General features: G+C 67.0%; 20 protein-coding genes. 12 read left to right on the forward strand and 8 right to left on the reverse strand.

The genetic code is table 11. The features are described from left to right. Nucleotides 1-191: 191 nt before the first annotated feature. The 4 genes from U4Z31_RS17480 (at nucleotide 192) to hslU (ending at nucleotide 4303) form a co-directional block, all read left to right on the forward strand. On the forward strand, nucleotides 192-1265 hold the full coding sequence (locus U4Z31_RS17480) for a GTP-binding protein (RefSeq protein WP_321810946.1): 1074 nt from the start codon (nucleotides 192-194) through the stop codon (nucleotides 1263-1265). A gap of 492 nt (nucleotides 1266-1757) precedes the next feature. Continuing rightward, nucleotides 1758-2174, forward strand: coding sequence for an RNA polymerase-binding protein DksA (gene dksA, locus U4Z31_RS17485; RefSeq protein ID WP_006477498.1), 417 nt, complete (start codon nucleotides 1758-1760; stop codon nucleotides 2172-2174). Nucleotides 2175-2412: 238 nt separating this feature from the next. After that, on the forward strand, nucleotides 2413-2949 hold the full coding sequence (gene hslV, locus U4Z31_RS17490; RefSeq protein WP_006760749.1) for an ATP-dependent protease subunit HslV: 537 nt from the start codon (nucleotides 2413-2415) through the stop codon (nucleotides 2947-2949). Between the two features lie 10 nt (nucleotides 2950-2959). Next, nucleotides 2960-4303 (forward strand): ATP-dependent protease ATPase subunit HslU, encoded by a 1344-nt coding sequence (hslU, locus tag U4Z31_RS17495; RefSeq protein ID WP_044847842.1) that lies wholly within the window; start codon nucleotides 2960-2962, stop codon nucleotides 4301-4303. Nucleotides 4304-4389: 86 nt separating this feature from the next. On the opposite strand, the gene U4Z31_RS17500 is transcribed toward hslU, so the two are convergent. From U4Z31_RS17500 to U4Z31_RS17510, 3 genes are all read right to left on the reverse strand, one after another. Next, nucleotides 4390-4932, reverse strand: a complete 543-nt coding sequence (locus tag U4Z31_RS17500; RefSeq protein WP_044847841.1) for a response regulator transcription factor — start codon at nucleotides 4930-4932, stop codon at nucleotides 4390-4392. Between the two features lie 13 nt (nucleotides 4933-4945). Next, nucleotides 4946-6352 (reverse strand): ATP-binding protein, encoded by a 1407-nt coding sequence (locus U4Z31_RS17505; RefSeq protein WP_321810947.1) that lies wholly within the window; start codon nucleotides 6350-6352, stop codon nucleotides 4946-4948. Nucleotides 6353-6465: 113 nt separating this feature from the next. Further along, nucleotides 6466-6690: a cysteine-rich CWC family protein gene (locus U4Z31_RS17510; protein WP_044847839.1), complete on the reverse strand. Its 225-nt coding sequence runs from the start codon at nucleotides 6688-6690 to the stop codon at nucleotides 6466-6468. Between the two features lie 343 nt (nucleotides 6691-7033). On the opposite strand from U4Z31_RS17510, the gene argB reads away from it, so the two are divergent. The 7 genes from argB to U4Z31_RS17545 all read left to right on the forward strand — a co-directional run bounded on the left by argB (nucleotide 7034) and on the right by U4Z31_RS17545 (nucleotide 14094). Then, nucleotides 7034-7933, forward strand: a complete 900-nt coding sequence (argB, locus tag U4Z31_RS17515) for an acetylglutamate kinase (protein WP_006490510.1) — start codon at nucleotides 7034-7036, stop codon at nucleotides 7931-7933. Then, nucleotides 7930-8721 carry an HAD-IA family hydrolase gene (locus tag U4Z31_RS17520; protein ID WP_044847838.1) on the forward strand — a complete coding sequence of 264 codons (792 nt, stop codon included), beginning with the start codon at nucleotides 7930-7932 and terminating at the stop codon, nucleotides 8719-8721. Before argB ends, U4Z31_RS17520 begins: the two co-directional genes overlap by 4 nt. Then, nucleotides 8688-9350, forward strand: a complete 663-nt coding sequence (gene slmA / locus U4Z31_RS17525; RefSeq protein WP_044847837.1) for a nucleoid occlusion factor SlmA — start codon at nucleotides 8688-8690, stop codon at nucleotides 9348-9350. Before U4Z31_RS17520 ends, slmA begins: the two co-directional genes overlap by 34 nt. Nucleotides 9351-9769: 419 nt before the next feature. Further along, nucleotides 9770-10915, forward strand: coding sequence for a homoserine O-succinyltransferase MetX (metX, locus tag U4Z31_RS17530; RefSeq protein ID WP_044847831.1), 1146 nt, complete (start codon nucleotides 9770-9772; stop codon nucleotides 10913-10915). Next, nucleotides 10912-11520, forward strand: a complete 609-nt coding sequence (gene metW, locus U4Z31_RS17535; protein WP_044847830.1) for a methionine biosynthesis protein MetW — start codon at nucleotides 10912-10914, stop codon at nucleotides 11518-11520. The genes metX and metW overlap by 4 nt, the downstream gene beginning before the upstream one ends. 119 nt (nucleotides 11521-11639) lie before the next feature. Beyond that, nucleotides 11640-13061 carry an AmpG family muropeptide MFS transporter gene (locus tag U4Z31_RS17540; protein ID WP_124486695.1) on the forward strand — a complete coding sequence of 474 codons (1422 nt, stop codon included), beginning with the start codon at nucleotides 11640-11642 and terminating at the stop codon, nucleotides 13059-13061. After that, nucleotides 13051-14094 carry a M48 family metallopeptidase gene (locus U4Z31_RS17545; protein ID WP_321810948.1) on the forward strand — a complete coding sequence of 348 codons (1044 nt, stop codon included), beginning with the start codon at nucleotides 13051-13053 and terminating at the stop codon, nucleotides 14092-14094. Before U4Z31_RS17540 ends, U4Z31_RS17545 begins: the two co-directional genes overlap by 11 nt. 67 nt (nucleotides 14095-14161) lie before the next feature. On the opposite strand, the gene U4Z31_RS17550 is transcribed toward U4Z31_RS17545, so the two are convergent. Next, complete coding sequence (locus U4Z31_RS17550) at nucleotides 14162-15106, reverse strand: AraC family transcriptional regulator (RefSeq protein WP_044847827.1); 945 nt, start codon at nucleotides 15104-15106, stop codon at nucleotides 14162-14164. A gap of 229 nt (nucleotides 15107-15335) precedes the next feature. Here U4Z31_RS17550 and U4Z31_RS17555 point away from each other — a divergent pair, with 229 nt between their 5' ends. Next, nucleotides 15336-16388: an NAD(P)-dependent alcohol dehydrogenase gene (locus U4Z31_RS17555; protein WP_124520555.1), complete on the forward strand. Its 1053-nt coding sequence runs from the start codon at nucleotides 15336-15338 to the stop codon at nucleotides 16386-16388. A gap of 104 nt (nucleotides 16389-16492) precedes the next feature. Here the strand turns inward: U4Z31_RS17555 and U4Z31_RS17560 are convergent, their stop codons facing one another. The 4 genes from U4Z31_RS17560 to gatA all read right to left on the reverse strand — a co-directional run bounded on the left by U4Z31_RS17560 (nucleotide 16493) and on the right by gatA (nucleotide 21251). Beyond that, nucleotides 16493-17266, reverse strand: coding sequence for an exodeoxyribonuclease III (locus U4Z31_RS17560; protein ID WP_044847825.1), 774 nt, complete (start codon nucleotides 17264-17266; stop codon nucleotides 16493-16495). A 49-nt stretch (nucleotides 17267-17315) separates the two neighbouring features. Next, complete coding sequence (locus U4Z31_RS17565) at nucleotides 17316-18155, reverse strand: polyphosphate kinase 2 family protein (protein ID WP_321810949.1); 840 nt, start codon at nucleotides 18153-18155, stop codon at nucleotides 17316-17318. Nucleotides 18156-18281: 126 nt separating this feature from the next. Continuing rightward, a complete protein-coding gene (gatB, locus tag U4Z31_RS17570) occupies nucleotides 18282-19757 on the reverse strand; it encodes an Asp-tRNA(Asn)/Glu-tRNA(Gln) amidotransferase subunit GatB (protein WP_321802727.1) in 1476 nt (491 codons plus the stop codon). A gap of 3 nt (nucleotides 19758-19760) precedes the next feature. Continuing rightward, the gene (gene gatA, locus U4Z31_RS17575; protein ID WP_044847822.1) at nucleotides 19761-21251 is read right to left on the reverse strand and encodes an Asp-tRNA(Asn)/Glu-tRNA(Gln) amidotransferase subunit GatA; all 1491 of its coding nucleotides are present in this window, start codon (nucleotides 21249-21251) and stop codon (nucleotides 19761-19763) included. Between the last annotated feature and the right edge of the window lie 68 nt (nucleotides 21252-21319).

Consider the following 21319-nt stretch of genomic DNA (forward strand, 5'->3'; position numbering starts at 1 on the left):
GATCTAGACGCACACCCGTTCGCCGGCCGTTCGTGCGCTGGCGGAACCGCGCTCTCGCCTGTCGTCCGGACGACGGGCGAGGGCTTGACAGGTATGTTTCAATGGATGGTTGTGCGCCCCGGCTCGCGAGTCGACGGCGCGACGCACCCATCCTGGTTTTGACCCCGATTCACGAACCACAGGCGACCGACATGGCCACTCCCGTCACCATCCTCACCGGCTTCCTCGGCAGCGGCAAGACGACGCTGCTCAAGCGCATCCTGAACGAACAGCACGGCATGAAGATCGCCGTGATCGAGAACGAGTTCGGCGAAGAGAACATCGACAACGAGATCCTCGTCCAGGACACGAACGAGCAGATCATCCAGATGAGCAACGGCTGCATCTGCTGCACGATCCGCGGCGACCTCGCCCGCGCGCTCGGCGATCTGGCCGCGAAGAAGCGCGAAGGCAAGCTCGACTTCGACCGCATCGTGATCGAGACGACCGGCCTCGCGAACCCGGGCCCCGTCGCACAGACCTTCTTCATCGACAGCGAGATCGCCGACGATTTCCTGCTCGACGCCGTCATCACGCTGGTCGACGCGAAGCATGCGAACGCGCAGCTCGACGAACACGAAGTGGTGCAGCGCCAGGTCGGCTTCGCCGATCGCCTGTTCATCACGAAGTCGGACCTCGTCGACGACCAGGCCGTCGCGGCGCTCAAGCACCGCCTGATGCACATGAACCCGAAGGCGACGATCAAGGTCGTGAATTTTGGCGAAGCCGACATCAAGGAAATCTTCGACCTGCGCGGCTTCAACCTGAACGCGAAGCTCGAGATCGACCCGGACTTCCTCGCCGAGGACGACCACGCGCACCATCACCACGATCACGACCATGATCACGATCACGCGGATTGCGACCACGATCACGGTCAATGCGCGCACGATCACGCCCACGGCCATCACCATCACGCGCACCACGACGACAAGATCAAGTCGTTCGTGTATCGCAACGACCGTCCGTTCGACCCGAACAAGCTGGAGGATTTCCTCGGCGGCATCCTGCAGATCTATGGGGAACGGATGTTGCGCTACAAGGGCGTGCTGTACATGAAGGGCGTCGACCGCAAGGTCGTGTTCCAGGGCGTGCACCAGATGATGGGCAGCGACCTCGCCGCGAAGTGGCTGCCGGTCGAGAAGAAGACCAACAAGATGGTGTTCATCGGCGTCGACCTGCCGCAGGACCTGATCACCGACGGCCTCGACGCCTGCCTCGCCTGAGCGGTCGGGCCGGCGTCGCAGGCCTTCCGTGCGGCCGCCTTCGCGGGCGGCCGCGGCGCTTGCGGGGTGCCGTTTCCGGGCAGGGTTTCGCCGTCATCGCTTTTTCGCGATTTGCGCGTTATATTTTCTAGATATTGGCGCAGCCGACGGGGATCGACCCGATACGGCGCCCGCTTGCGATTCAGTTACAATACGTGCCCGCTGGAGTACGGCAATAACAGGCCCGGTTCTTGCAGAACCAATACCCGGGCATCGCAACCGCGCCGGATCGCCCATCCGCCACCCGGCCGCGGCCGATGCGATCTGCCGCGCAGTACCGGTTCGCCGCGCGCGCAAATCCGCGCCAGGCCTGTCCTGGTATTTGAGAACCGGTTTTCCAGAGGCTTTCGGCCCCGCGGCGGCAAATCGCAATTGATTGCAAGCGGCAGTTGCGGGTAATCCCAAAGTGCAGGCACTATCTCCTGATTTGCCGCACATTGAAGAAGCAAGCAGATGACGAAGAAACTCTTGACCGAAGCCGAAATCCTGAAGATGAGCGACAAGGATTACATGAATGAGGATCAGCTCGCCTTCTTCAAAAATCGGCTCGAACAGTTGCAGGCGGACATCCTCAAGAACGCAGGCCAGACGACCGAGAACCTGCGCGAGACGGTGATCGTCCCCGATCCCGCCGACCGCGCGACGATCGAGGAAGAGCACGCGCTCGAGCTGCGCACGCGCGATCGCGAGCGCAAGCTCCTCAAGAAGGTTCAGCAGTCGCTCGCCCGCATCGATTCCGGCGACTACGGCTGGTGCGAGGAAACCGGCGAACCGATCGGCATCCCGCGCCTGCTCGCGCGTCCGACGGCCACGCTGTCGCTCGAGGCGCAAGAGCGCCGCGAGCTGCGCCAGAAGCTGTTCGGCGACTGATCGAGCGGCGTTCCGCTCCGACACGCTGCTTCCCGAAAGCGCGCGGCCTGCCGCGCGCTTTTTGTTTTTCCGGCACCGGTTCCCGGGCCGCCGGCCGATTTGCGTCCCCCTCTTGATATCCCGGCGCCCGCCCTAAAATGAAACGGACGCGCGCCGGGCCGCTCCCCGGCGCACTGCGGATTCACGCGGCGGCGCGTCGCGCCGCCCGACTCTTCCCCGTTTTTCTCAAGGAACGCAGATGGAGCAATTTCACGGCACGACCATCGTTTCGGTCCGGCGCGGCGACAAGGTCGCGCTCGGCGGCGACGGCCAGGTAACCCTCGGCAACATCGTCATGAAGGGTGGCGCGCGGAAAGTGCGGCGGATCTACAACAACCAGGTACTGGTCGGATTCGCGGGCGGCACCGCCGATGCGTTCTCGCTGCTCGATCGCTTCGAGGCGAAGCTCGAGAAGCACCAGGGCAACCTGACCCGCGCGGCCGTCGAGCTCGCGAAGGACTGGCGCACCGACCGGATGCTGCGCCGCCTCGAGGCGATGCTGATCACGGCCGACGCGACCACCACGCTCGTGATCACCGGCAACGGCGACGTGCTCGACCCGGAAGGCGGCATCTGCGCGATCGGTTCGGGCGGCGCCTATGCGCAGGCCGCGGCCCGCGCGCTCGCGGAGAACACCGAGCTGTCGCCGCGCGAGATCGTCGAGAAGTCGCTCGAGATCGCCGGCGACATGTGCATCTACACGAACCACAACCGCATCATCGAAACGATCGAGTAAGGACCGCCCCATGAGCACCATGACCCCTGCCGAGATCGTCTCGGAACTCGACAAGCACATCATCGGCCAGGCCAAGGCGAAGAAGGCCGTCGCGGTCGCGCTGCGCAACCGCTGGCGCCGCCAGCAGGTCGCCGACCCGCTGCGCCAGGAAATCACGCCGAAGAACATCCTGATGATCGGGCCGACGGGCGTCGGCAAGACCGAAATCGCACGACGCCTCGCGAAGCTCGCCGACGCGCCGTTCATCAAGATCGAAGCGACCAAGTTCACCGAAGTCGGCTACGTCGGCCGCGACGTCGACAGCATCGTGCGCGACCTGATCGAGATCTCGGTCAAGCAGACGCGCGAATCCGAGATGCGCAAGGTGCGCAGCAAGGCCACCGACCAGGCGGAAGATCGCATCCTCGACATCCTGCTGCCGCAGCCGCGCGCGGTGGGCTTCGGCGGCAATGCCGACCACGCGAACGACGACAACAACGCGACGCGCCAGACCTTCCGCAAGCGCCTGCGCGAAGGCCAGCTCGACGACAAGGAAGTCGAGCTCGACCTCGAGCAGCCGTCGGCCGGCATGGACATCATGGCGCCGCCGGGAATGGAAGAGATGACCGAGCAGATCCGCTCGATGTTCTCGAACCTCGGCAGCGGCAAGAAGCAGCGCCGCAAGGTGAAGATCAAGGAAGCGCTGAAGCTGCTGACCGACGAGGAAGCGGCGAAGATGCTCAACGACGAGGAAGTGAAGACGAAGGCCGTGCAGAACGTCGAGCAGAACGGCATCGTGTTCCTCGACGAGATCGACAAGATCACGTCGCGCAACAACGAAGGCAGCGGCGGCGAAGTGTCGCGCCAGGGCGTGCAGCGCGACCTGCTGCCGCTCGTCGAGGGCACGACGGTCAACACGAAGTACGGGATGGTGAAGACCGATCACATCCTGTTCATCGCGAGCGGCGCATTCCACCTCGCGAAGCCGAGCGACCTGATTCCCGAACTGCAGGGCCGCTTCCCGATCCGCGTCGAGCTCGACTCGCTGTCGGTGAAGGATTTCGAGGCAATCCTCGTCGCGACCGATGCCAGCCTCGTCAAACAGTACCAGGCGCTGCTCGCCACTGAAGACGTGCAGCTCGAGTTCGCCGAAGACGGCATCCGCCGCCTGGCCGAGATCGCGTACGCGGTCAACGAGAAGACCGAGAACATCGGTGCGCGCCGGCTCTACACGGTGATCGAGAAGCTGCTCGAGGAAGTGTCGTTCTCGGCCGGCAACCACGCCGGCGAGCGCGTGACGATCGACGCGCAGTATGTCGACCGTGCGCTCGGCGAAGTGTCGCAGGACGAAGACCTGTCGCGCTACGTGCTGTAACGCGCGCGGCGGCGAATGCGAAACGGGCGGCTCCTTCGGGGCCGCCCGTTTTCGTTGGGGGCGGCCGGCCGCTGCCGCCGCGCCGCTTACTGCCGCACCGGCTTCTTCGCGAGCTTGCGCTGCAGCGTGCGACGGTGCATGTTCAGCGCGCGCGCGGTTGCCGAAATGTTGTTGTTGTTCTCCGCGAGCACGCGCTGGATGTGCTCCCATTCGAGCCGGTCGACCGACAGCACGACCGGATTCTCGAGCGCCTCGTCGGCCTGCACCTCGCTCGCGTTGGTCTGCAGCGCGGCCAGGATCGACTCGATGTTCGCCGGCTTCGCGAGATAGTTGTCGGCGCCTTCCTTCACGGCCTGCACGGCGGTCGCGATGCTCGCGTAGCCGGTCAGCACGAGGATCCGCGCGTCGGGCTGCAGGTCGCACAGCGGCGCGATCAGGCTCAGCCCCGAATCGTCGCCGAGATGCAGGTCGACGGTGATGAACTGGAACTTGCCGCCGGCCGCGAGCCGCAGCGCCGCCTCCTTGTCGTGCGCCTGCTGGACCGCGTAGCCGCGGCGCTCGAGGCCGCGCGCGAGCGTGCCCGCGAACACCTCGTTGTCGTCGATCACCAGGAAATTGTTCTCGCTCATGTGGTTTCTCCGTCTACGTGTTGGTTGAGGCGGCCGGCGCCGTGACGCGCGCCACCGGCAGGCGCAGCACCGCGCGGGTGCCGCGGCCGGGGACGCCAGCCGGGCGGCCGTCCGGCGCGGCTGCCGCTCGTTCGCTCGCGCGCTGGCCCGACCCAGCAGCGGCGTGACCGTTCGCACCGCCACCCGCGCGCCCGTTGCCGCCCGCCGCGCGCGGCGTGACATCGGACAGCTCGACCTCGCCGCCGAGGCGCGCAGCCGCGCTGAACGCAAGATACAGGCCGACCCCGTGCCCGCCCTGCGTGCTGTCGACCGGCATCGCGCCGAGCGATTCGCGCAATGCGGCCGGAATGCCGGGGCCGTCGTCGCATACTTCGAATTCGATCTGGTCGCCCGCCCGGTCGTTGTGCGCGAGCTTCGCGGACAGCGTCACGCGGTGCGGGCTCGCCCGCGCGGCATTGTCGAGCAGGATCGTCAGGATCTGGCCGGCCGCCACCGTGTCGTCGAGCGCGACGCCAGACGGGCGCGCACCCAGCAGCTCGAACTGCACGTGCGGATGCCGCAGGCGCCAGTGCTCGACGAACGTGTCGAGCCAGTCATCCACCGGCTGGCGGCTCGCCGGCGCGCTCGCGCGACTGCGCAGCCGCGCGAGCGCCGACGTGCAGAGCGTCATCTGTTCTTCCAGCACCTTCAGGTCGCCCTCGTAACGCGCGAGCCCCGGATCGGCGCGTGCCGCGTCGCGCAGTTCCTCCGCGAGCATCGCGATCGTCGACAGCGGCGTGCCCATCTCGTGCGCGACGGTGGCCGCCTGCACGCCGAGCGCGACCGCCCGCTCGTCGCGCAGCAGGTGCGCCTGCGCCTCGCCGAGCGCCGCATCGCGCTGGCGCAGCGCGTTCGACATGCGCGCGACGAACCATGCGATCAGCCCGACGCTGACCATGAAGTTCGCCCACATCCCGGTGCGGTAGTAGTCGAACAGGTTCGCCGGGTTATCCATGTTGAGCGGCACCGAATCGAAGCCGAGCGCCGCATAGCACGCGACCGCGAACGCCGCGAGCCAGATCATCAGGTGCCACGGCAGCACGGCCGCCGCGATCGCGAGCGACGGCAGGTACAGCGACACGAACGGGTTGGTCGTGCCGCCCGACAGGAACAGCAGCGCCGACAATGCGCCGAGGTCGACCCACAGCTGGCCGAGCAGCTCGAAATTGGTCTCGGGCCGCGCGCGCAGCACGCGCACCCAGGTCAGCGCGTTGAAAACGATTTCGAGCGCGATGACCATCAGCATCGCCGGCAGCGGCAGATGCACGCCGAAATAGGTCTGCACGACGCCGATCGTCACGAGCTGGCCGATGATCGCGAGATTGCGCAGCCAGAACAGGTGACTGAGGTTGACGCGCCCGGTGGTGGTGATTCGTTGCATCCGAGCAGTTTACCCGTTTAGCGCCCGGCGCCTCTACCGGGGGCCGGATCGGTGAGGACGAACGGCGCACCGGGCGAGCCGGCGTCGCATCGGGTTGCACGGGCCGGCAACCGTCAGCCGGCCGCACCGGCCATGCGTTGCGCGATCTCGTCGGCGAGGCACTCCGGACAGCGGCAACGCGTACCGGCTGCCGGCGGCGCGCCGCCGGGCACGGCCGGCATCGACGCACACCAGCACTCGAACGGCTGCGTGCCGGCGCCGCAGTCGAAGCCGCGCCCGCAGTGCGGGCAACGCGCTCGGCGCGGGGTCGAACGGGCGGCGGCGGCGGAATCGGTCATGGCTCAAGCGTGAAAGCGGGCATGCACGTCGCCCTACGCGACAAGCATAGCGCGGCGCACGGATTTTGCACGTCTGCCGTCCGGCCGATGCGTGCCGCCGACACCGCCGCACGCGGCGGACGTCGCCCGGCTCGCGCCGCTGGCGCGGAGCCCGCCGCGGGGGCCGGCTCAGAGCCCGGCGCAGGGTTCGGCCGCAGGGTCCGGCGCCATGGCCGGCGGGCCGCCGAGCGTGGCGCCGGGCCCGCGCGATCGGCCGTCCGGCCAGCCCAAAAACCCGATGCTGCGCTGCGCCACTCCTGTACAATTCGCCCTGTTTCAACCGTTCCCAGCCAGAGCCGCCGCCATGTCCGAGCCCATCGACCTCTCGCAGATCGCCCCCACGCTGAAAGCAGAAATCCTCGCCGAGGCGCTGCCGTACATCCGCCGCTACCACGGCAAGACCGTGGTGATCAAATACGGCGGCAACGCGATGACGGAAGAGCGGCTCAAGCAGGGTTTCGCGCGCGACGTGATCCTGCTGAAACTGGTCGGCATCAATCCGGTGATCGTCCACGGCGGCGGTCCGCAGATCGATCATGCGCTGAAGAAGATCGGCAAGGCCGGCACCTTCATCCAGGGCATGCGCGTCACCGACGAAGAAACGATGGAAGTCGTCGAATGGGTGCTGGGCGGCGAAGTCCAGCAGGACATCGTGATGCTGATCAACCACTTCGGCGGCCATGCGGTGGGCCTGACGGGCAAGGACGGCGGCCTGATCCATGCTCGCAAGCTGCTGATGCCGGACCGCGACAATCCGGGCCAGTACATCGACATCGGCCAGGTCGGCGAAGTCGAGGCGATCAACCCGGCGGTCGTGAAGGCGCTGCAGGACGACGCGTTCATCCCGGTGATCTCGCCGATCGGCTTCGGCGAGGACGGCCTCTCGTACAACATCAACGCCGATCTGGTCGCGGGCAAGCTCGCCACGGTGCTGAACGCCGAGAAGCTGCTGATGATGACCAACATCCCTGGCGTGATGGACAAGGACGGCAACCTGCTGACCGACCTGTCGGCGCGCGAGATCGACGCGCTGTTCGAGGACGGCACGATCTCGGGCGGCATGCTGCCGAAGATCTCGTCGGCGCTCGACGCGGCGAAGAGCGGCGTGAAGTCGGTGCACATCGTCGACGGCCGCATCGAGCACTCGGTGCTGCTGGAAATCCTGACCGAGCAGCCGTTCGGCACGATGATCCGCTCGCATTGAGCGCGCGCCGCAAAACCACCGGTCCCGACCTGCCGGCGTCGCTGCGACGCCGGCGCATCTCCCGCAGCCGGCCGCGCGCCGGCTCGCCTGTCTGGCTGTTCGATCTCGACAACACGCTTCATCACGCATCGCACGCGATCTTCCCGGAGATCAACCGCGCGATGACGCAATACATCATCGACACGCTCCACGTCGGGCGCGTCGAAGCCGATCGCCTGCGCACCGGCTACACGCAGCGCTACGGCGCCGCGCTCCTCGGCCTTGCGCGCCATCATCCGATCGATCCGAACGACTTCCTGCGGGTCGTGCACACGTTTTCCGACCTGCCCGCGATGCTGCGCGCCGAGCGCGGCCTCGCGCGCATCATCGCCGCGCTGCCGGGCCGCAAGTTCGTGCTGACCAACGCGCCCGAGAACTACGCGCGCGCGGTGCTGCGCGAGCTGCGCATCGAACGGCTGTTCGAGCGCGTGATCGCGATCGAGCACATGCGAGACCGGCGTGCGTGGCGCGCAAAGCCCGATCACACGATGCTGCGCCGCACGCTGCGCGCCGCGCACGCGCGGCTCGCCGACGCGATCCTCGTCGAGGATACCCGCAGCCACCTGAAGCGCTACAAGCGCCTCGGCATCGGCACCGTGTGGATCACGGGCCACCTGCCGGGTCATCTGCCGAACATCGGCCGGCCGCATTATGTCGATCAGCGCATTCGTTCGTTAAAATCGCTGCGACTGGGCACACGATCGGGGCGACAAAAATGCAGCCGACTTACCCGCAGGACCAAGCCGTAACGGAAGACCAGGCCACGCCGTCCCGCCCGCGCCCGAAGCCGGGCGAGCGGCGCGTGATGATCCTGCAGACGCTCGCCGCGATGCTGGAGGCGCCGAAGCCCGAAAAAATCACGACGGCCTCGCTCGCGGCCCGGCTCGACGTGTCGGAAGCCGCGCTGTACCGGCACTTCTCCAGCAAGGCGAAGATGTACGAAGGGCTGATCGAGTTCATCGAGCAGGCGCTGTTCGGCCTCGTCAACCAGATCGTCGCGAAGGAGCCGAACGGCGTGCTGCAGGCACGCACGATCGCGCTGACGATGCTCAATTTCGCCGCGAAGAACCCCGGCATGACGCGCGTGCTGACCGGCGAGGCGCTGGTCGGCGAGGACGAGCGGCTCACCGAGCGCGTGAACCAGCTCGTCGACCGAATCGAGGCGACCGTCAAGCAGTGCCTGCGGGTCGCGCGCACCGAATCCCAGGCGCCCGACGGCGCGGCGCCGTTCGTGCTGCCGGCCGATTACGATCCCGCCGCGCGCGCAAGCCTGCTCGTCAGCTATGTGATCGGCCGGTGGCATCGCTTTGCAAAAGGCGGGTTCCAGAAGCCGCCCGGGGAACAGGCCGATGCGCATTTGCGGTTGATTCTGCAGTGATGCCCGGCGCGCCTCCATCCGGATCGGCACGACCGGACAAGTGAGCCTGCGCTTCTCGATATCGGCCAGCCTCGGCGTGGAAGGAAACCTGTCCAACTACTCGGTGATCACGGGCCAGTTCACGGCAAAGTACCGCTGGTAAAGCGGCCAGCGGGCCACACGCTCCGATGAAATCCGCCTCCGGCGGAATTCCGCTATACTTTGCCGACTTGCCGCCCCCTTGGCGGCAGGCCGGAAGCGCGCCGATTTGCTGACTCGATTGCGGGCGCGCGAACCGGCCGGGGCTTTGACGCGTCGATGCGTCGTTCCCCGGCGGTTCACTACAAATGCGGCTAAAGAGGTCGTCAGCCGCGCACCTTCGACTCCGCGCCTCGCCGACACCATTTAGCCGCCCAGTCATATGGCATAAGGCGGAACGAATGGAATCGATCGGCATCGTCGCTCCACAGACCATGCACTTCGCCGAACCGCTGCGCTTGCAAAGCGGCAGCGTGATCGGCAACTATCAGCTCGTCGTCGAGACGTACGGCGAGCTCAACGCCGCGCGCTCGAACGCGGTGCTCGTCTGCCACGCGCTCAACGCGTCGCACCACGTCGCCGGCGTCTACGCGGACGATCCGCGCAGCACCGGCTGGTGGGACAACATGGTCGGCCCCGGCAAGCCGCTCGACACCAACCGCTTCTTCGTGATCGGCGTGAACAATCTTGGGTCGTGTTTCGGCTCGACCGGCCCGATGAGCATCGATCCGTCGACCGGCAAACCGTACGGCGCGCGCTTCCCCGTCGTCACCGTCGAGGACTGGGTGCACGCGCAGGCGCGCGTCGCCGACGCATTCGGCATCGAGCGCTTCGCCGCCGTGATGGGCGGCAGCCTCGGCGGGATGCAGGCGCTCGCGTGGAGCCTGATGTATCCGGAGCGCGTCGCGCACTGCATCGACATCGCGTCGACGCCGAAGCTGTCCGCGCAGAACATCGCGTTCAACGAGGTCGCGCGCTCGGCGATCCTGTCCGATCCCGACTTCCACGGCGGCGACTACTACGCGCACGGCGTGAAGCCGAAGCGCGGCCTGCGCGTCGCGCGGATGATCGGCCACATCACGTACCTGTCCGACGACGACATGGCCGAGAAATTCGGCCGTGCGCTGCGCCGCGCGGACGGCGCGCTCGACGCGTACAACTTCAGCTTCGACGTGGAGTTCGAGGTCGAGTCGTACCTGCGCTATCAGGGCGACAAGTTCGCCGACTACTTCGACGCGAACACCTACCTGCTGATCACGCGCGCGCTCGACTACTTCGATCCGGCGAAGGCGTTCGACGGCAACCTGACGGCCGCGCTCGCGCACACGCAGGCGAAATACCTGATCGCGAGCTTCTCGACCGACTGGCGCTTCGCGCCGGCGCGTTCGCGCGAGATCGTGAAGGCGCTGCTCGACAACAAGCGCACGGTCAGCTACGCGGAAATCGACGCGCCGCACGGCCACGACGCGTTCCTGCTCGACGACGCGCGCTATCACAACCTGCTCCGCGCGTATTACGAACGAATCGCCATCGAGGTGGGGGCATGAACCAGCAAGCACTGAATTCCCTGTCCGCCCGCGCGGACTTCCGCGCGATCGCCCGCTGGGTCGAACCGCGCGCGACCGTGCTCGACCTCGGCTGCGGCGACGGCTCGCTGCTGTCGCTGCTGTCGGAAGAACTCGACGTGTCCGGCTACGGGATCGAACTGAACGACGCGGGCGTGCTCGCGAGCGCGAAGAACGGGATCAACGTGATCCAGCAGAACCTCGAGGACGGCCTGCGCCTGTTCGAGGATCACAGCTTCGATTTCGCGATCCTGTCGCAAACCCTTCAGACGATCCACCAGACGGCCGCGATCCTGCGCGAAACCGCGCGCGTCGGGCGCGAATGCATCGTGTCGTTCCCGAACTTCGGCTACTGGGCGCACCGGTTGTCGGTGCTGCGCGGCCGGATGCCGGTGTCGAAGTCGCTGCCTTACCAGTGGCACAACACGCCGAACGTCCGGGTGCTGACGATCAAGGATTTCGAGGCGCTCGCGCCCGAAGTCGGCGTCACGATCCTCGACCGCATCGTGCTGCACGAAGGCCAGCCGATTCGATGGGGAGCGAACTGGCGTGGTAGTCTTGCTGTCTATCGCGTCAAGCGCAGCTGAGCCGGGGGGCCGTTGACGGACGCCGACGGCCCGCACGCACGTACGGCCGCGCTCCTGTGCTACCCGCGCCGCCGCCTGCGCTGCCGCCGCCATCAGTCAACGCTACCCAGTTTCCGTCCATGTCCAAAACGCCACACGAGGCGCCCGCACTCACCGCTCACGAGGATCACCCCGGCTGGCGCGCCTATCTGAACACGCACATGCTGATCTGCGTGTTCCTGGGCTTCACGTCGGGGCTGCCCCTGTTCACGCTCGTCTACCTCGTGCAGGCATGGCTGCGCTCCGAGGGCGTGAACCTGAAGGAAATCGGCCTGTTCGCGCTGATCCAGTTCCCGTATACGTGGAAGTTCCTGTGGGCGCCGCTGATGGACCGCTACATCCCGCGCCTGCCCGGCTGGCGGCCGGGCCGCCGGCGCGGCTGGATGCTGCTCACGCAGGTGCTGGTCGCCGGCGCGATCGCCGCGCTCGGCTTCGTGTCGCCGCGCGACTCGATCTGGACGGTCGCCGCGCTCACGACGCTCGTCGCGTTCTTCGGCGCAAGCTCCGACATCGTGATCGACGCCTATCGCCGCGAACTGCTGCGCGACACCGAGCAAGGCCTCGGCAACGCGGTGCACGTGAACGCATACAAGCTCGCCGCGCTGATCCCCGGCTCGCTCGCGCTGATCCTGTCCGACCACATGCCGTGGGACGCCGTGTTCGCGCTCACCGGCGCGTTCATGCTGCCGGGCATCCTGATGACGCTGCTCGTGCGCGAACCGGAAGTCGTCGGCGCGCCGCCGCGCAACCTGCGCGACGCGATCGTGCTGCCGTTCCGCGAATTCATCCAGCGTGACGGCTGGAGCGGCGCGCTGCTCGTCATCGCGTTCATCTTCCTGTTCAAGATCGGCGACACGATGGCCACCACGCTGTCGACGTCGTTCTTCCTCGACATCGGCTTCACGCGCACCGAGATCGGCATCGTCGCGAAGACCACCGCGCTCGTCGCGAGCGTCGCCGGCGGCATCATCGGCGGCGTCTGGCTCGTGAAGATCGGGATCGGCCGCGGGCTGTGGATCTTCGGCGCGCTGCAGATGGTGTCGACGCTCGGCTTCGCATGGCTCGCGCAACTCGGCCCCGGCTCGCCGGTACTCGCGATGCTGTACGACTTCACGGTATCGACGAGCCATGCGATCGCGGCGGCGCTGTCGGTGTTCGGCGTCGCGGTCACGCCGCAATTCAGCCCGATGACGGTCGCGCTCGCGATCGTCTACGGCGTCGAAACCTTCACGACCGGCCTGACGATGGCCGCGTTCGTCGCGTATATCGCGAGCACGACCGATCCGCGCTACACGGCCACGCAGTTCGCGCTATTCACGAGCCTCGCGTCCGTACCGCGCACCCTCGCATCGGCCGCGAGCGGCTTCATCGTCGCGAAGATCGGCTGGTTCGACTACTTCATCGTGTGCACCGCGCTCGCGATCCCCGGCATGCTGCTGCTGTTCAAGATCGCGCCGTGGAACGGCACCGCGCGCAACGGCGAGGCCAGCCGTGCGCAATGACCGACTGCATCGCGTGGCGCGCGTCGCCGCCGCGCTGGGCGTCGGCTTCGCGACGCTCGGCGCGGCGGGAAGCGCTCATGCGTCCGACACCGTTGCGGCCATGGCCGGCTCCGCGCCCGCTGCCCCGGCATCGCCGTCCACACCGGCTGCAGCCGCTCCCCCGCCCGCAGCCGAAGCCGCGCAGCCGACCGGCGCCGCGGTGCCCGCGAAAGCCTATACGCCGACGCCGCAGCAGGTTCGCTACGGCAATGCGATCGCGTTCCGCACGCTGATCCCGTCGCCGCTGCTCGAACAACTCACCGCGAACGAATACGCGCAGATCGTCCAGGCCGCCGCCGACAGCGACCGCCTGCTGCCCGCGAACCAGCCGCGCGTGAAGCGGCTGCGCGCGATCGTCATGAAGCTCGCGCCGTATTCGGTGAAGTGGAACGATCGTGTGAAGAGCTGGGCGTGGGACGTCAACGTGATCCGCTCGCGCGACATCCGCATCACCTGCCTGCCGGGCGGCAAGGTACTCGTGTACGGCGGGCTGCTCGATCGCGTCCGCCTGAACGACGATGAGTTCGGCGTGCTGATCGCACACGGCATCGCGCACGCGCTGCGCGAACACGCGCGCAGCAATTTCAGCGCGACGTCGCAAACGTCGCTGCGCGCGGCCACGCTGCCGCCGCTGTTCGGCGTCGGCGATCCGCTGCCGCAGGCGCTGAACCTCGGCGAACGCCTGCAGACGCTGCGCTACGACCCGACCGACGAAACCGAAGCCGACGTGATCGGCGGCGACATCGCCGCCCGCGCGGGTTTCGATCCGCGCGCGGCGATCACGCTGTGGGACAAGCTCGCGGCGGCGACGCGCGCGAACAAGACGTCGGGCTTCATCTACATGCATCCGTACAGCGCCGCGCGGCGGCAGGATCTGCTGAACCGCCTGCCGGACCTGATGCCGCTGTATGCGAAGGCGACGGCCAAACGCGTCGACACGCTGCCCGACTACGCGGGCATCAGCGCGCAGCGGCGCAAGGTCGTGCGGCGCTGAGCGCCGCACCCGGCGGCTTCCCCGCCGGGAATCGCCGGCACGCATCACCGGCGCACGAGGCCAGGCGCTACGCGCCGACTTCCGACTCGACCGGCCGGCTGCCGATTTCGCGCATCCAGCGTACTTCGTCTCCCGGGCTGCGGCCGAACAGCCGCTTGAACTCGCGGCTGAACTGCGACGCGCTCGCATAACCGACCCGTGCCGACGCCGCACCCGCGCCGAGACCGTCCTGCACCATCATCAACCGGGCCTGGTGCAGGCGCGCGGCCTTCACATACTGCATCGGCGACGTCGCCGTCACGTGCTTGAACTGCGCGTGGAACACCGCAACGCTCATCCCGGCCTCGCGCGCGAGCGTCTCGACGTCGAGATCGGCCTTCAGGTCCGCATGGATGCGCCGCAGCGCCTTCGCGATGCGGCCGAAATGATGCTGCTGGACGAGCGCCGCCCGAATCGCGTCGCCCTGCGCCCCCGTCAGCACGCGGTATGCGATCTCGCGCATGATCGCCGGCCCGAGCACGCACGTGTCGTGCGGCGACGCGAGCGCTTCGAGCAGCCGCACCACCGCGTCGGCGAGCGGCGCATCGAGCGGCGTCGAATAGACGCCGTGCGGCTCGCTGACTGAAGCACCCAGCGTCTCGTCGAGCAGGATCGCGAGCTCGGCGATCACCGCGAGATCGACGCGGATCGAGATCGCGAGAAACGGCTCGTCCATGCTCGCGAAGGTCTCGCATTCGAACGGCAGCGGCACCGACAGCACGAGATACTGCTGCGCGTCGTAGACGAACGAGCGGTCGCCGAGATAGCCGAGCTTGCGGCCCTGGCACACGACGATGATGCTCGGTTCGTACAGCACCGGCATGCGCGGCACGGGGCGGTTCACGCGGAAGAAGCGCACGCCGTCGAGCGCCGCCGGCGTATCGCCCTCGTTCGGCGCGAGACGCGCATGCAGCTCGATCATGCGGCGCCGCACACGGTCGCCCGTGTCGTCGAAAAGGGGTTGGAAGCTCACGGGCGTCGTCCTGTCCGGCGAGAGAATCAGGCTCGCAATGTAGCACCTTGAAAGCGTTTTGACGGCCGTTCGCGTGCAATTCGAGAGGAATAGGCAAATCTTCGAGACCTTCGTGTATTTCGCCGACGCGGCCCGCTCCTTACGATGGGCACCTGTCTCGCCGCGTCGCCACATGATGCGGTGGCAGTCTGATTCGCCGGACGTTTTTGCCGGACAAGGAGCCCCCTGCATGAGCACAACCTACGCTTACGCGGCGACCGACGCGCGCTCGCCGCTCGCCCCGTTCGAATTCCAGCGCCGCGCGCTGCGCGACCTCGACGTCCAGATCGAGGTGCTCTACTGCGGCGTCTGCCACTCGGACCTGCACCAGGCCCGCAACGAATGGCGCAACACGATCTACCCGGTCGTGCCGGGCCATGAAATCGTCGGCCGCGTGACCGCGACCGGCCCGCAAGTGTCGCGCTTCAAGGTCGGCGAGCTGGTCGGCGTGGGCTGTCTCGTCGATTCGTGCCGCACCTGCCCGAGCTGCGCGGAAGGCCTCGAGCAGTATTGCGAGAACGGCTTCGTCGGCACCTACAACGGCCAGGACCGCGTGACCGGCGACGTCACGTACGGCGGCTATTCGACACAGCTCGTCGTCGACGAGGCGTTCGTGTTGCGCGTGCCCGAGACGCTCGACCCGGCCGGCGCCGCGCCGCTCTTGTGCGCGGGGATCACGACCTATTCGCCGCTGCGCCAGTGGAACGTCGGGCCCGGCAAGAAGGTCGGGATCGTCGGCCTGGGCGGCCTCGGTCACATGGGCGTGAAGCTCGCGCGCGCGATGGGCGCGCACGTCGTGCTGTTCACGACGTCGCCGTCGAAGATCGAGGACGGCAAGCGTCTCGGCGCGCATGAGGTGGTGATCTCGAAGGACGAAGCGCAGATGAACGCGCACCTGAACAGCTTCGACTTCATCCTGAACACGGTCGCCGCGCAGCACGACCTGAACCCGTTCCTGCACCTGCTGAAGCGCGACGGTACGATGACGCTCGTCGGCGCGCCGGAGCACGACCATCCGTCGCCGCAGGTGTTCAACCTGATCTTCAAGCGCCGCCGCCTCGCGGGCTCGCTGATCGGCGGGATCGCGGAAACGCAGGAAATGCTCGACTTCTGCGCGGAGCACGGCATTACGTCGGATATCGAAACGATTCCGATGCAGCAGATCAATGCCGCTTACGAGCGGATGCTGAAGAGCGACGTGAAGTACCGGTTCGTGATCGACATGGCGTCGATCAAGCAGTAAGCGACGCACCAAACGAAACGGGGCCGCATGTTCGACATGCGGCCCCGTTTTGCGTGCGGCGACCGGACGACTCGGCAGCGACGCGAAGCGCGTCGCGCCGACGCTCACTTCTTGTAGTCGTAATCGACCGTCAGCGGCGCGTGATCGCTGAACTTGATGTCCTTGAAGATCGACGTGCGCTTCGCGGTGCCGGCCACGCCCGGCGTCGCGATCTGGTAATCGATCCGCCACCCGACGTTCTTCGCGTACGCCTGGCCGCGATTGCTCCACCACGTGTACTGCTCGGGGCGCGGATCGAGCGTGCGGAACACGTCGACGTAGCCGACATCGTCGAACAGCTGCGTGAGCCACGCGCGCTCTTCCGGCAGGCAGCCCGAATTCTTCTGGTTGCTCTTCCAGTTCTTGATGTCGATTTCCTTGTGCACGATGTTCACGTCGCCGCACAGGATCACCTCGCGCTTCTTCTTCAGCTCGGCGAGGTGCGGCATGAACTCGTCCATGAAGCGGTACTTCGCCTGCTGGCGCTCTTCGCCGCTCGAGCCGGACGGCACGTACACCGACACGACCGACAGCTTGCCGTAGCGCGCCTCGACGTAGCGCCCCTCGGAGTCGAATTCGCTGCTGCCGAAGCCGATGATCACGTCATCGGGCTCGTGGCGGCTGTACACGCCCGCGCCGCTGTAGCCCTTCTTCTCGGCGTGATGGAAGTAGCTCCTGAAGCCGTGCGGCTCGACGAATTCGGCCGGCAGGTCGTCGGCCGATACCTTGATTTCCTGCACGCACACGCAGTCGGCATTCTGTTCGCCGAGCCATTCGAAGAAGCCCTTCTTCGCGGCGGAGCGGATGCCGTTCAGGTTGGCGGTAATCACTCGCATCATGTCGGGTTCCGTTGTTCAGTTCAGTTCGATGTGGTTGCAGGTTCGCAGCCTAGCGGATCTTCACGCCTTCGAGTTCCGGCTTCGGCGGCGGGAATTCGAGCTTCATGTCGGTCATCGTGCGCAGCAGCAGCTCGGCGATCATCACGTTGCGGTGCGTCTTCGAGTTCGCCGGGATCACGTACCACGGCGCATGCTCGGCCGACGTCGCGGCGAGCGCATCGCGGTACGCCGACTGGTACGCCTCCCAGTGCTTGCGCGCGTCGAGATCGGCGATGTCGAACTTCCAGTGCTTGGTCGGATCGTCGATGCGCGCCTGCAGCCGCTCGCGCTGCTCGTCCTTCGAGATGTGCAGGAAGCACTTGACGATCGTCGTGCCGTTCTCGAACAGCATCGTCTCGAAATCGCGGATCTGCCGGTAGCGGCGCTCGCATTCCTTGTCGTCGATCGCGCCGATCACGCGCGGCACGAGCACGTCTTCGTAGTGACTGCGGTTGAAGATCGCGAGCTCGCCCGCGGCCGGTACCTGCAGATGCACGCGCCAGAGGAAGTCGTGCACGGCCTCGATCGGCGTCGGCGCCTTGAACGACACGACGCGCAGGCCGAGCGGATCGACCTCGCGGAACACGGCGCGCACGGTGCCGTCCTTGCCGCTGGTATCCATCCCCTGCAGCACGAGCAGCACGCGCTTCTTCTGCTGCGTGTGCAGGCGCTCCTGCTGGACGTCGAGCTCGGTCGATACGGCCGACAGCCGTTCGCGGTCGGCGTCCTTCGACCCCGACGAAAACGGCTTCGCGGCCGGATCGAACGCATCGAGCTTGAATGCGGCAGCTTCCTTCTCGCGCGTGCTGTACGGCACGCGGAAATCGTCGAGCGACGGTTGTTTCGCCATTCGTTCCTCCGTTGGACGGTGCGATGCACACGCGCACACGATAACGCATGCACCAAAACGACGGGCCGCCCCGAACAGGTTCGGCGGCGGCCCGTGGTCAGGCGCGGTTCAGGCGCGCGGCCATGCTCAGCCGAGTTTCTTCTTCAGCAGCTCGTTGACCTGCTGCGGATTGGCCTTGCCCTTGGTCGCCTTCATCGCCTGGCCGATCAGCGCGTTGAACGCCTTTTCCTTGCCGGCGCGGAACTCCTCGACCGACTTCGCGTTCGCCGCCAGCACCTCGTCGATGATCGCTTCCAGCGCGCCGGTGTCGGAAATCTGCTTCAGGCCCTTCACGTCGATGATGCGGTCGGCCGCGCCTTCGTCGGTCGCCTTCTCGTCCCAGATCGTCGCGAAGATTTCCTTCGCGATCTTGTTCGAGATCGTGCCGTCGGCGATGCGCTGCAGCACCAGCGCGAGCTGCGCGGCCGACACGGGAATCGCGTCGATCTCGATGCCGTCGCGGTTCAGCTGCGACGACACGTCGCCCATCAGCCAGTTCGCGGCGATCTTCGCGTTCGCCGCGCCGGCCTTCGCGACCACCGCCTCGAAGTAGGCAGCCATCGCCTTGCTCGACGTCAGCACGCCCGCGTCGTACGCGGACACGCCGTACTGCTCGACGAAGCGCTGCTGCATCGCGGCCGGCAGTTCCGGCATGCCGGCCTGCACGCGCTCGACCCAGTCACGGCCGATCACGAGCGGCATCAGGTCGGGGTCGGGGAAGTAGCGGTAGTCGTGCGCGTCTTCCTTGCTGCGCATCGAACGCGTCTCGCGCTTGTCCGGATCGTAGAGGCGCGTTTCCTGCACGACTTCGCCGCCGTCCTCGATCAGCTCGATCTGGCGGCGCACTTCGTAGTTGATCGCCTCTTCAAGGAACCGGAACGAGTTCAGGTTCTTGATCTCGGCACGCGTGCCGAACTTTTCCTGGCCGACCGGGCGCACCGACACGTTCGCGTCGCAGCGGAACGAGCCTTCCTGCATGTTGCCGTCGCAGATGCCGAGCCACACGACGAGCGCGTGCAGCGCCTTCGCATACGCGACGGCCTCGGCCGCGCTGCGCATTTCCGGCTCGGTGACGATCTCGAGCAGCGGCGTGCCCGCGCGGTTCAGGTCGATCCCGGTCATCCCGGCGAAGTCTTCATGCAGCGACTTGCCCGCATCTTCCTCGAGGTGCGCGCGGGTCAGGTTGACGGTCTTCTCGTACGCTTCCTTGCCGGCCTTTTCGTTGGCGGGCACCTGGATCGTGATCTGGCCGCCCTGCACGACCGGAATCTCGTACTGGCTGATCTGATAGCCCTTCGGCAGATCGGGGTAGAAGTAATTCTTGCGCGCGAAGATGCTGCGCGGCGCGATGGTCGAGCCGATCGCGAGGCCGAAGCGGATCGCGCGCTCGACCGCGCCGCGGTTCAGCACCGGCAGCACGCCCGGCAGCGCCAGGTCGACCGGGCAAGCCTGCGTGTTCGGCTCCGCGCCGAACTGCGTCGACGCGCCCGAGAAAATCTTCGAGACGGTCGACAGTTGCGCGTGCGTCTCGAGACCGATGACGACTTCCCATTGCGTAGTCATTGCTTACACCCCTGCCGGAACTTGCTTGTGCCAGTCGGTCGCGCGCTGGAACGCGTCGGCGACCTGCAGCATCCGGGCTTCGTTGAAATAGTTGCCGATGATCTGCAGACCGACCGGGCGCTTCGCGTTCGCGCCGGCGCCGAAGCCGCACGGCACGCTCATGCCGGGAAGACCCGCGAGGCTCACCGACAGCGTGTAGATATCCGCGAGATACATCTGCACCGGATCGTCGCCCTTCGCGCCGAGATCCCATGCGACCGTCGGCGATGCCGGGCCCATGATCACGTCGCAGGACTTGAACGCTTCCTGGAAATCGTTCGCGATGATGCGGCGGATCTTCTGCGCCTGCAGGTAGTACGCGTCGTAGTAGCCGTGCGACAGCACGTAGGTGCCGACCAGGATCCGGCGCTTCACCTCGGGGCCGAAGCCTTCGGCGCGCGACTTCTTGTACATGTCGAGCAGGTCGCCGTACTGCGCGGCGCGGTGGCCGAAGCGCACGCCGTCGAAACGCGACAGGTTCGACGATGCTTCCGCCGGTGCGATCACGTAGTACACGGGAATCGACAGTTCCGTCTTCGGCAGCGACACCGGCACGAGCGTCGCGCCGAGCGCCTCATATTGCTTGAGCGCCGCGTCGATCGACGCGCGCACGTCGTCGGCCAGACCATCACCGAAATACTCGTTCGGCAGGCCGATGCGCAGCCCCGCGAGCGGCTTGGCCGCGTCGTTGCCGGCCGTCCACGGCTGGCCGAGATGACGCGTGAAATCCTCGTCGTCGCGCTCGAGGCTCGTCGAGTCGCGCTCGTCGAAGCCGGCCATCGCGTTCAGCAGCAGCGCGCAGTCGGACGCGCTCTGCGCCATCGGGCCGCCCTGGTCGAGCGACGACGCGAACGCGATCATCCCGTAGCGCGACACGCGGCCGTAAGTCGGCTTGATGCCCGTCACGCCCGCGAACGACGCGGGCTGGCGGATCGAGCCGCCGGTGTCGGTGCCGGTCGCGGCCGGCGCGAGGCGCGCGGCGACGGCCGCCGAGCTGCCGCCCGAGCTGCCGCCCGGCACGGCGTTCGTGTCCCACGGGTTCTTCACCGCGCCGAACGCCGAGTTCTCGTTGGACGAGCCCATCGCGAACTCGTCCATGTTGGTCTTGCCGAGCGTGACCATGCCGGCCGCCTGCAGGCGGGCGACGACGGTCGCGTCGAACGGGCTTTCGTAGTTCGCGAGCATCTTCGAGCCGGCGGTCGAGCGCCAGCCGCGCGTGACGAACACGTCCTTGTGCGCGATCGGCAGGCCGGTCAGCGCGCCGCCCGCGCCGCGCGCGAGCTCGGCGTCGGCGGCCTTCGCCTGCGCAAGGGTGAGGTCGGCATCGACATGGACGAACGCGTTCAGGTCGCGTGCCGCGTCGATCCGTTTCAGGTAGAGCTGCGCGAGCTCGACGGCCGAGCATTCCTTGGCGGCGAGCGCGGCGCGCAGTTCGGTCAGGCTTTTTGCGTGCATTGAGTGGTTTTCCTGGGAATTCTGGGTGGCGCGCGGCGCAGGCCGGCCGGCGCGCTTCTCATCGAATG

The sequence above is a fragment of the Burkholderia sp. BCC1985 genome (assembly GCF_905339915.1).
Lineage (GTDB): Bacteria > Pseudomonadota > Gammaproteobacteria > Burkholderiales > Burkholderiaceae > Burkholderia.

Excerpts from the sequence above, each read along its gene's own strand:
- U4Z31_RS17480 (WP_321810946.1), top strand. The coding sequence starts at position 192 with ATGGCCACTCCCGTCACCATCCTCACCGGCTTCCTCGGCAGCGGCAAG.
- dksA (WP_006477498.1), top strand. The coding sequence starts at position 1,758 with ATGACGAAGAAACTCTTGACCGAAGCCGAAATCCTGAAGATGAGCGAC.
- hslV (WP_006760749.1), top strand. The coding sequence starts at position 2,413 with ATGGAGCAATTTCACGGCACGACCATCGTTTCGGTCCGGCGCGGCGAC.
- hslU (WP_044847842.1), top strand. The coding sequence starts at position 2,960 with ATGAGCACCATGACCCCTGCCGAGATCGTCTCGGAACTCGACAAGCAC.
- U4Z31_RS17500 (WP_044847841.1), bottom strand. The coding sequence starts at position 4,932 with ATGAGCGAGAACAATTTCCTGGTGATCGACGACAACGAGGTGTTCGCG.
- U4Z31_RS17505 (WP_321810947.1), bottom strand. The coding sequence starts at position 6,352 with ATGCAACGAATCACCACCACCGGGCGCGTCAACCTCAGTCACCTGTTC.
- U4Z31_RS17510 (WP_044847839.1), bottom strand. The coding sequence starts at position 6,690 with ATGACCGATTCCGCCGCCGCCGCCCGTTCGACCCCGCGCCGAGCGCGT.
- argB (WP_006490510.1), top strand. The coding sequence starts at position 7,034 with ATGTCCGAGCCCATCGACCTCTCGCAGATCGCCCCCACGCTGAAAGCA.
- slmA (WP_044847837.1), top strand. The coding sequence starts at position 8,688 with ATGCAGCCGACTTACCCGCAGGACCAAGCCGTAACGGAAGACCAGGCC.
- metX (WP_044847831.1), top strand. The coding sequence starts at position 9,770 with ATGGAATCGATCGGCATCGTCGCTCCACAGACCATGCACTTCGCCGAA.
- metW (WP_044847830.1), top strand. The coding sequence starts at position 10,912 with ATGAACCAGCAAGCACTGAATTCCCTGTCCGCCCGCGCGGACTTCCGC.
- U4Z31_RS17540 (WP_124486695.1), top strand. The coding sequence starts at position 11,640 with ATGTCCAAAACGCCACACGAGGCGCCCGCACTCACCGCTCACGAGGAT.
- U4Z31_RS17555 (WP_124520555.1), top strand. The coding sequence starts at position 15,336 with ATGAGCACAACCTACGCTTACGCGGCGACCGACGCGCGCTCGCCGCTC.
- U4Z31_RS17560 (WP_044847825.1), bottom strand. The coding sequence starts at position 17,266 with ATGATGCGAGTGATTACCGCCAACCTGAACGGCATCCGCTCCGCCGCG.
- U4Z31_RS17565 (WP_321810949.1), bottom strand. The coding sequence starts at position 18,155 with ATGGCGAAACAACCGTCGCTCGACGATTTCCGCGTGCCGTACAGCACG.
- gatB (WP_321802727.1), bottom strand. The coding sequence starts at position 19,757 with ATGACTACGCAATGGGAAGTCGTCATCGGTCTCGAGACGCACGCGCAA.
- gatA (WP_044847822.1), bottom strand. The coding sequence starts at position 21,251 with ATGCACGCAAAAAGCCTGACCGAACTGCGCGCCGCGCTCGCCGCCAAG.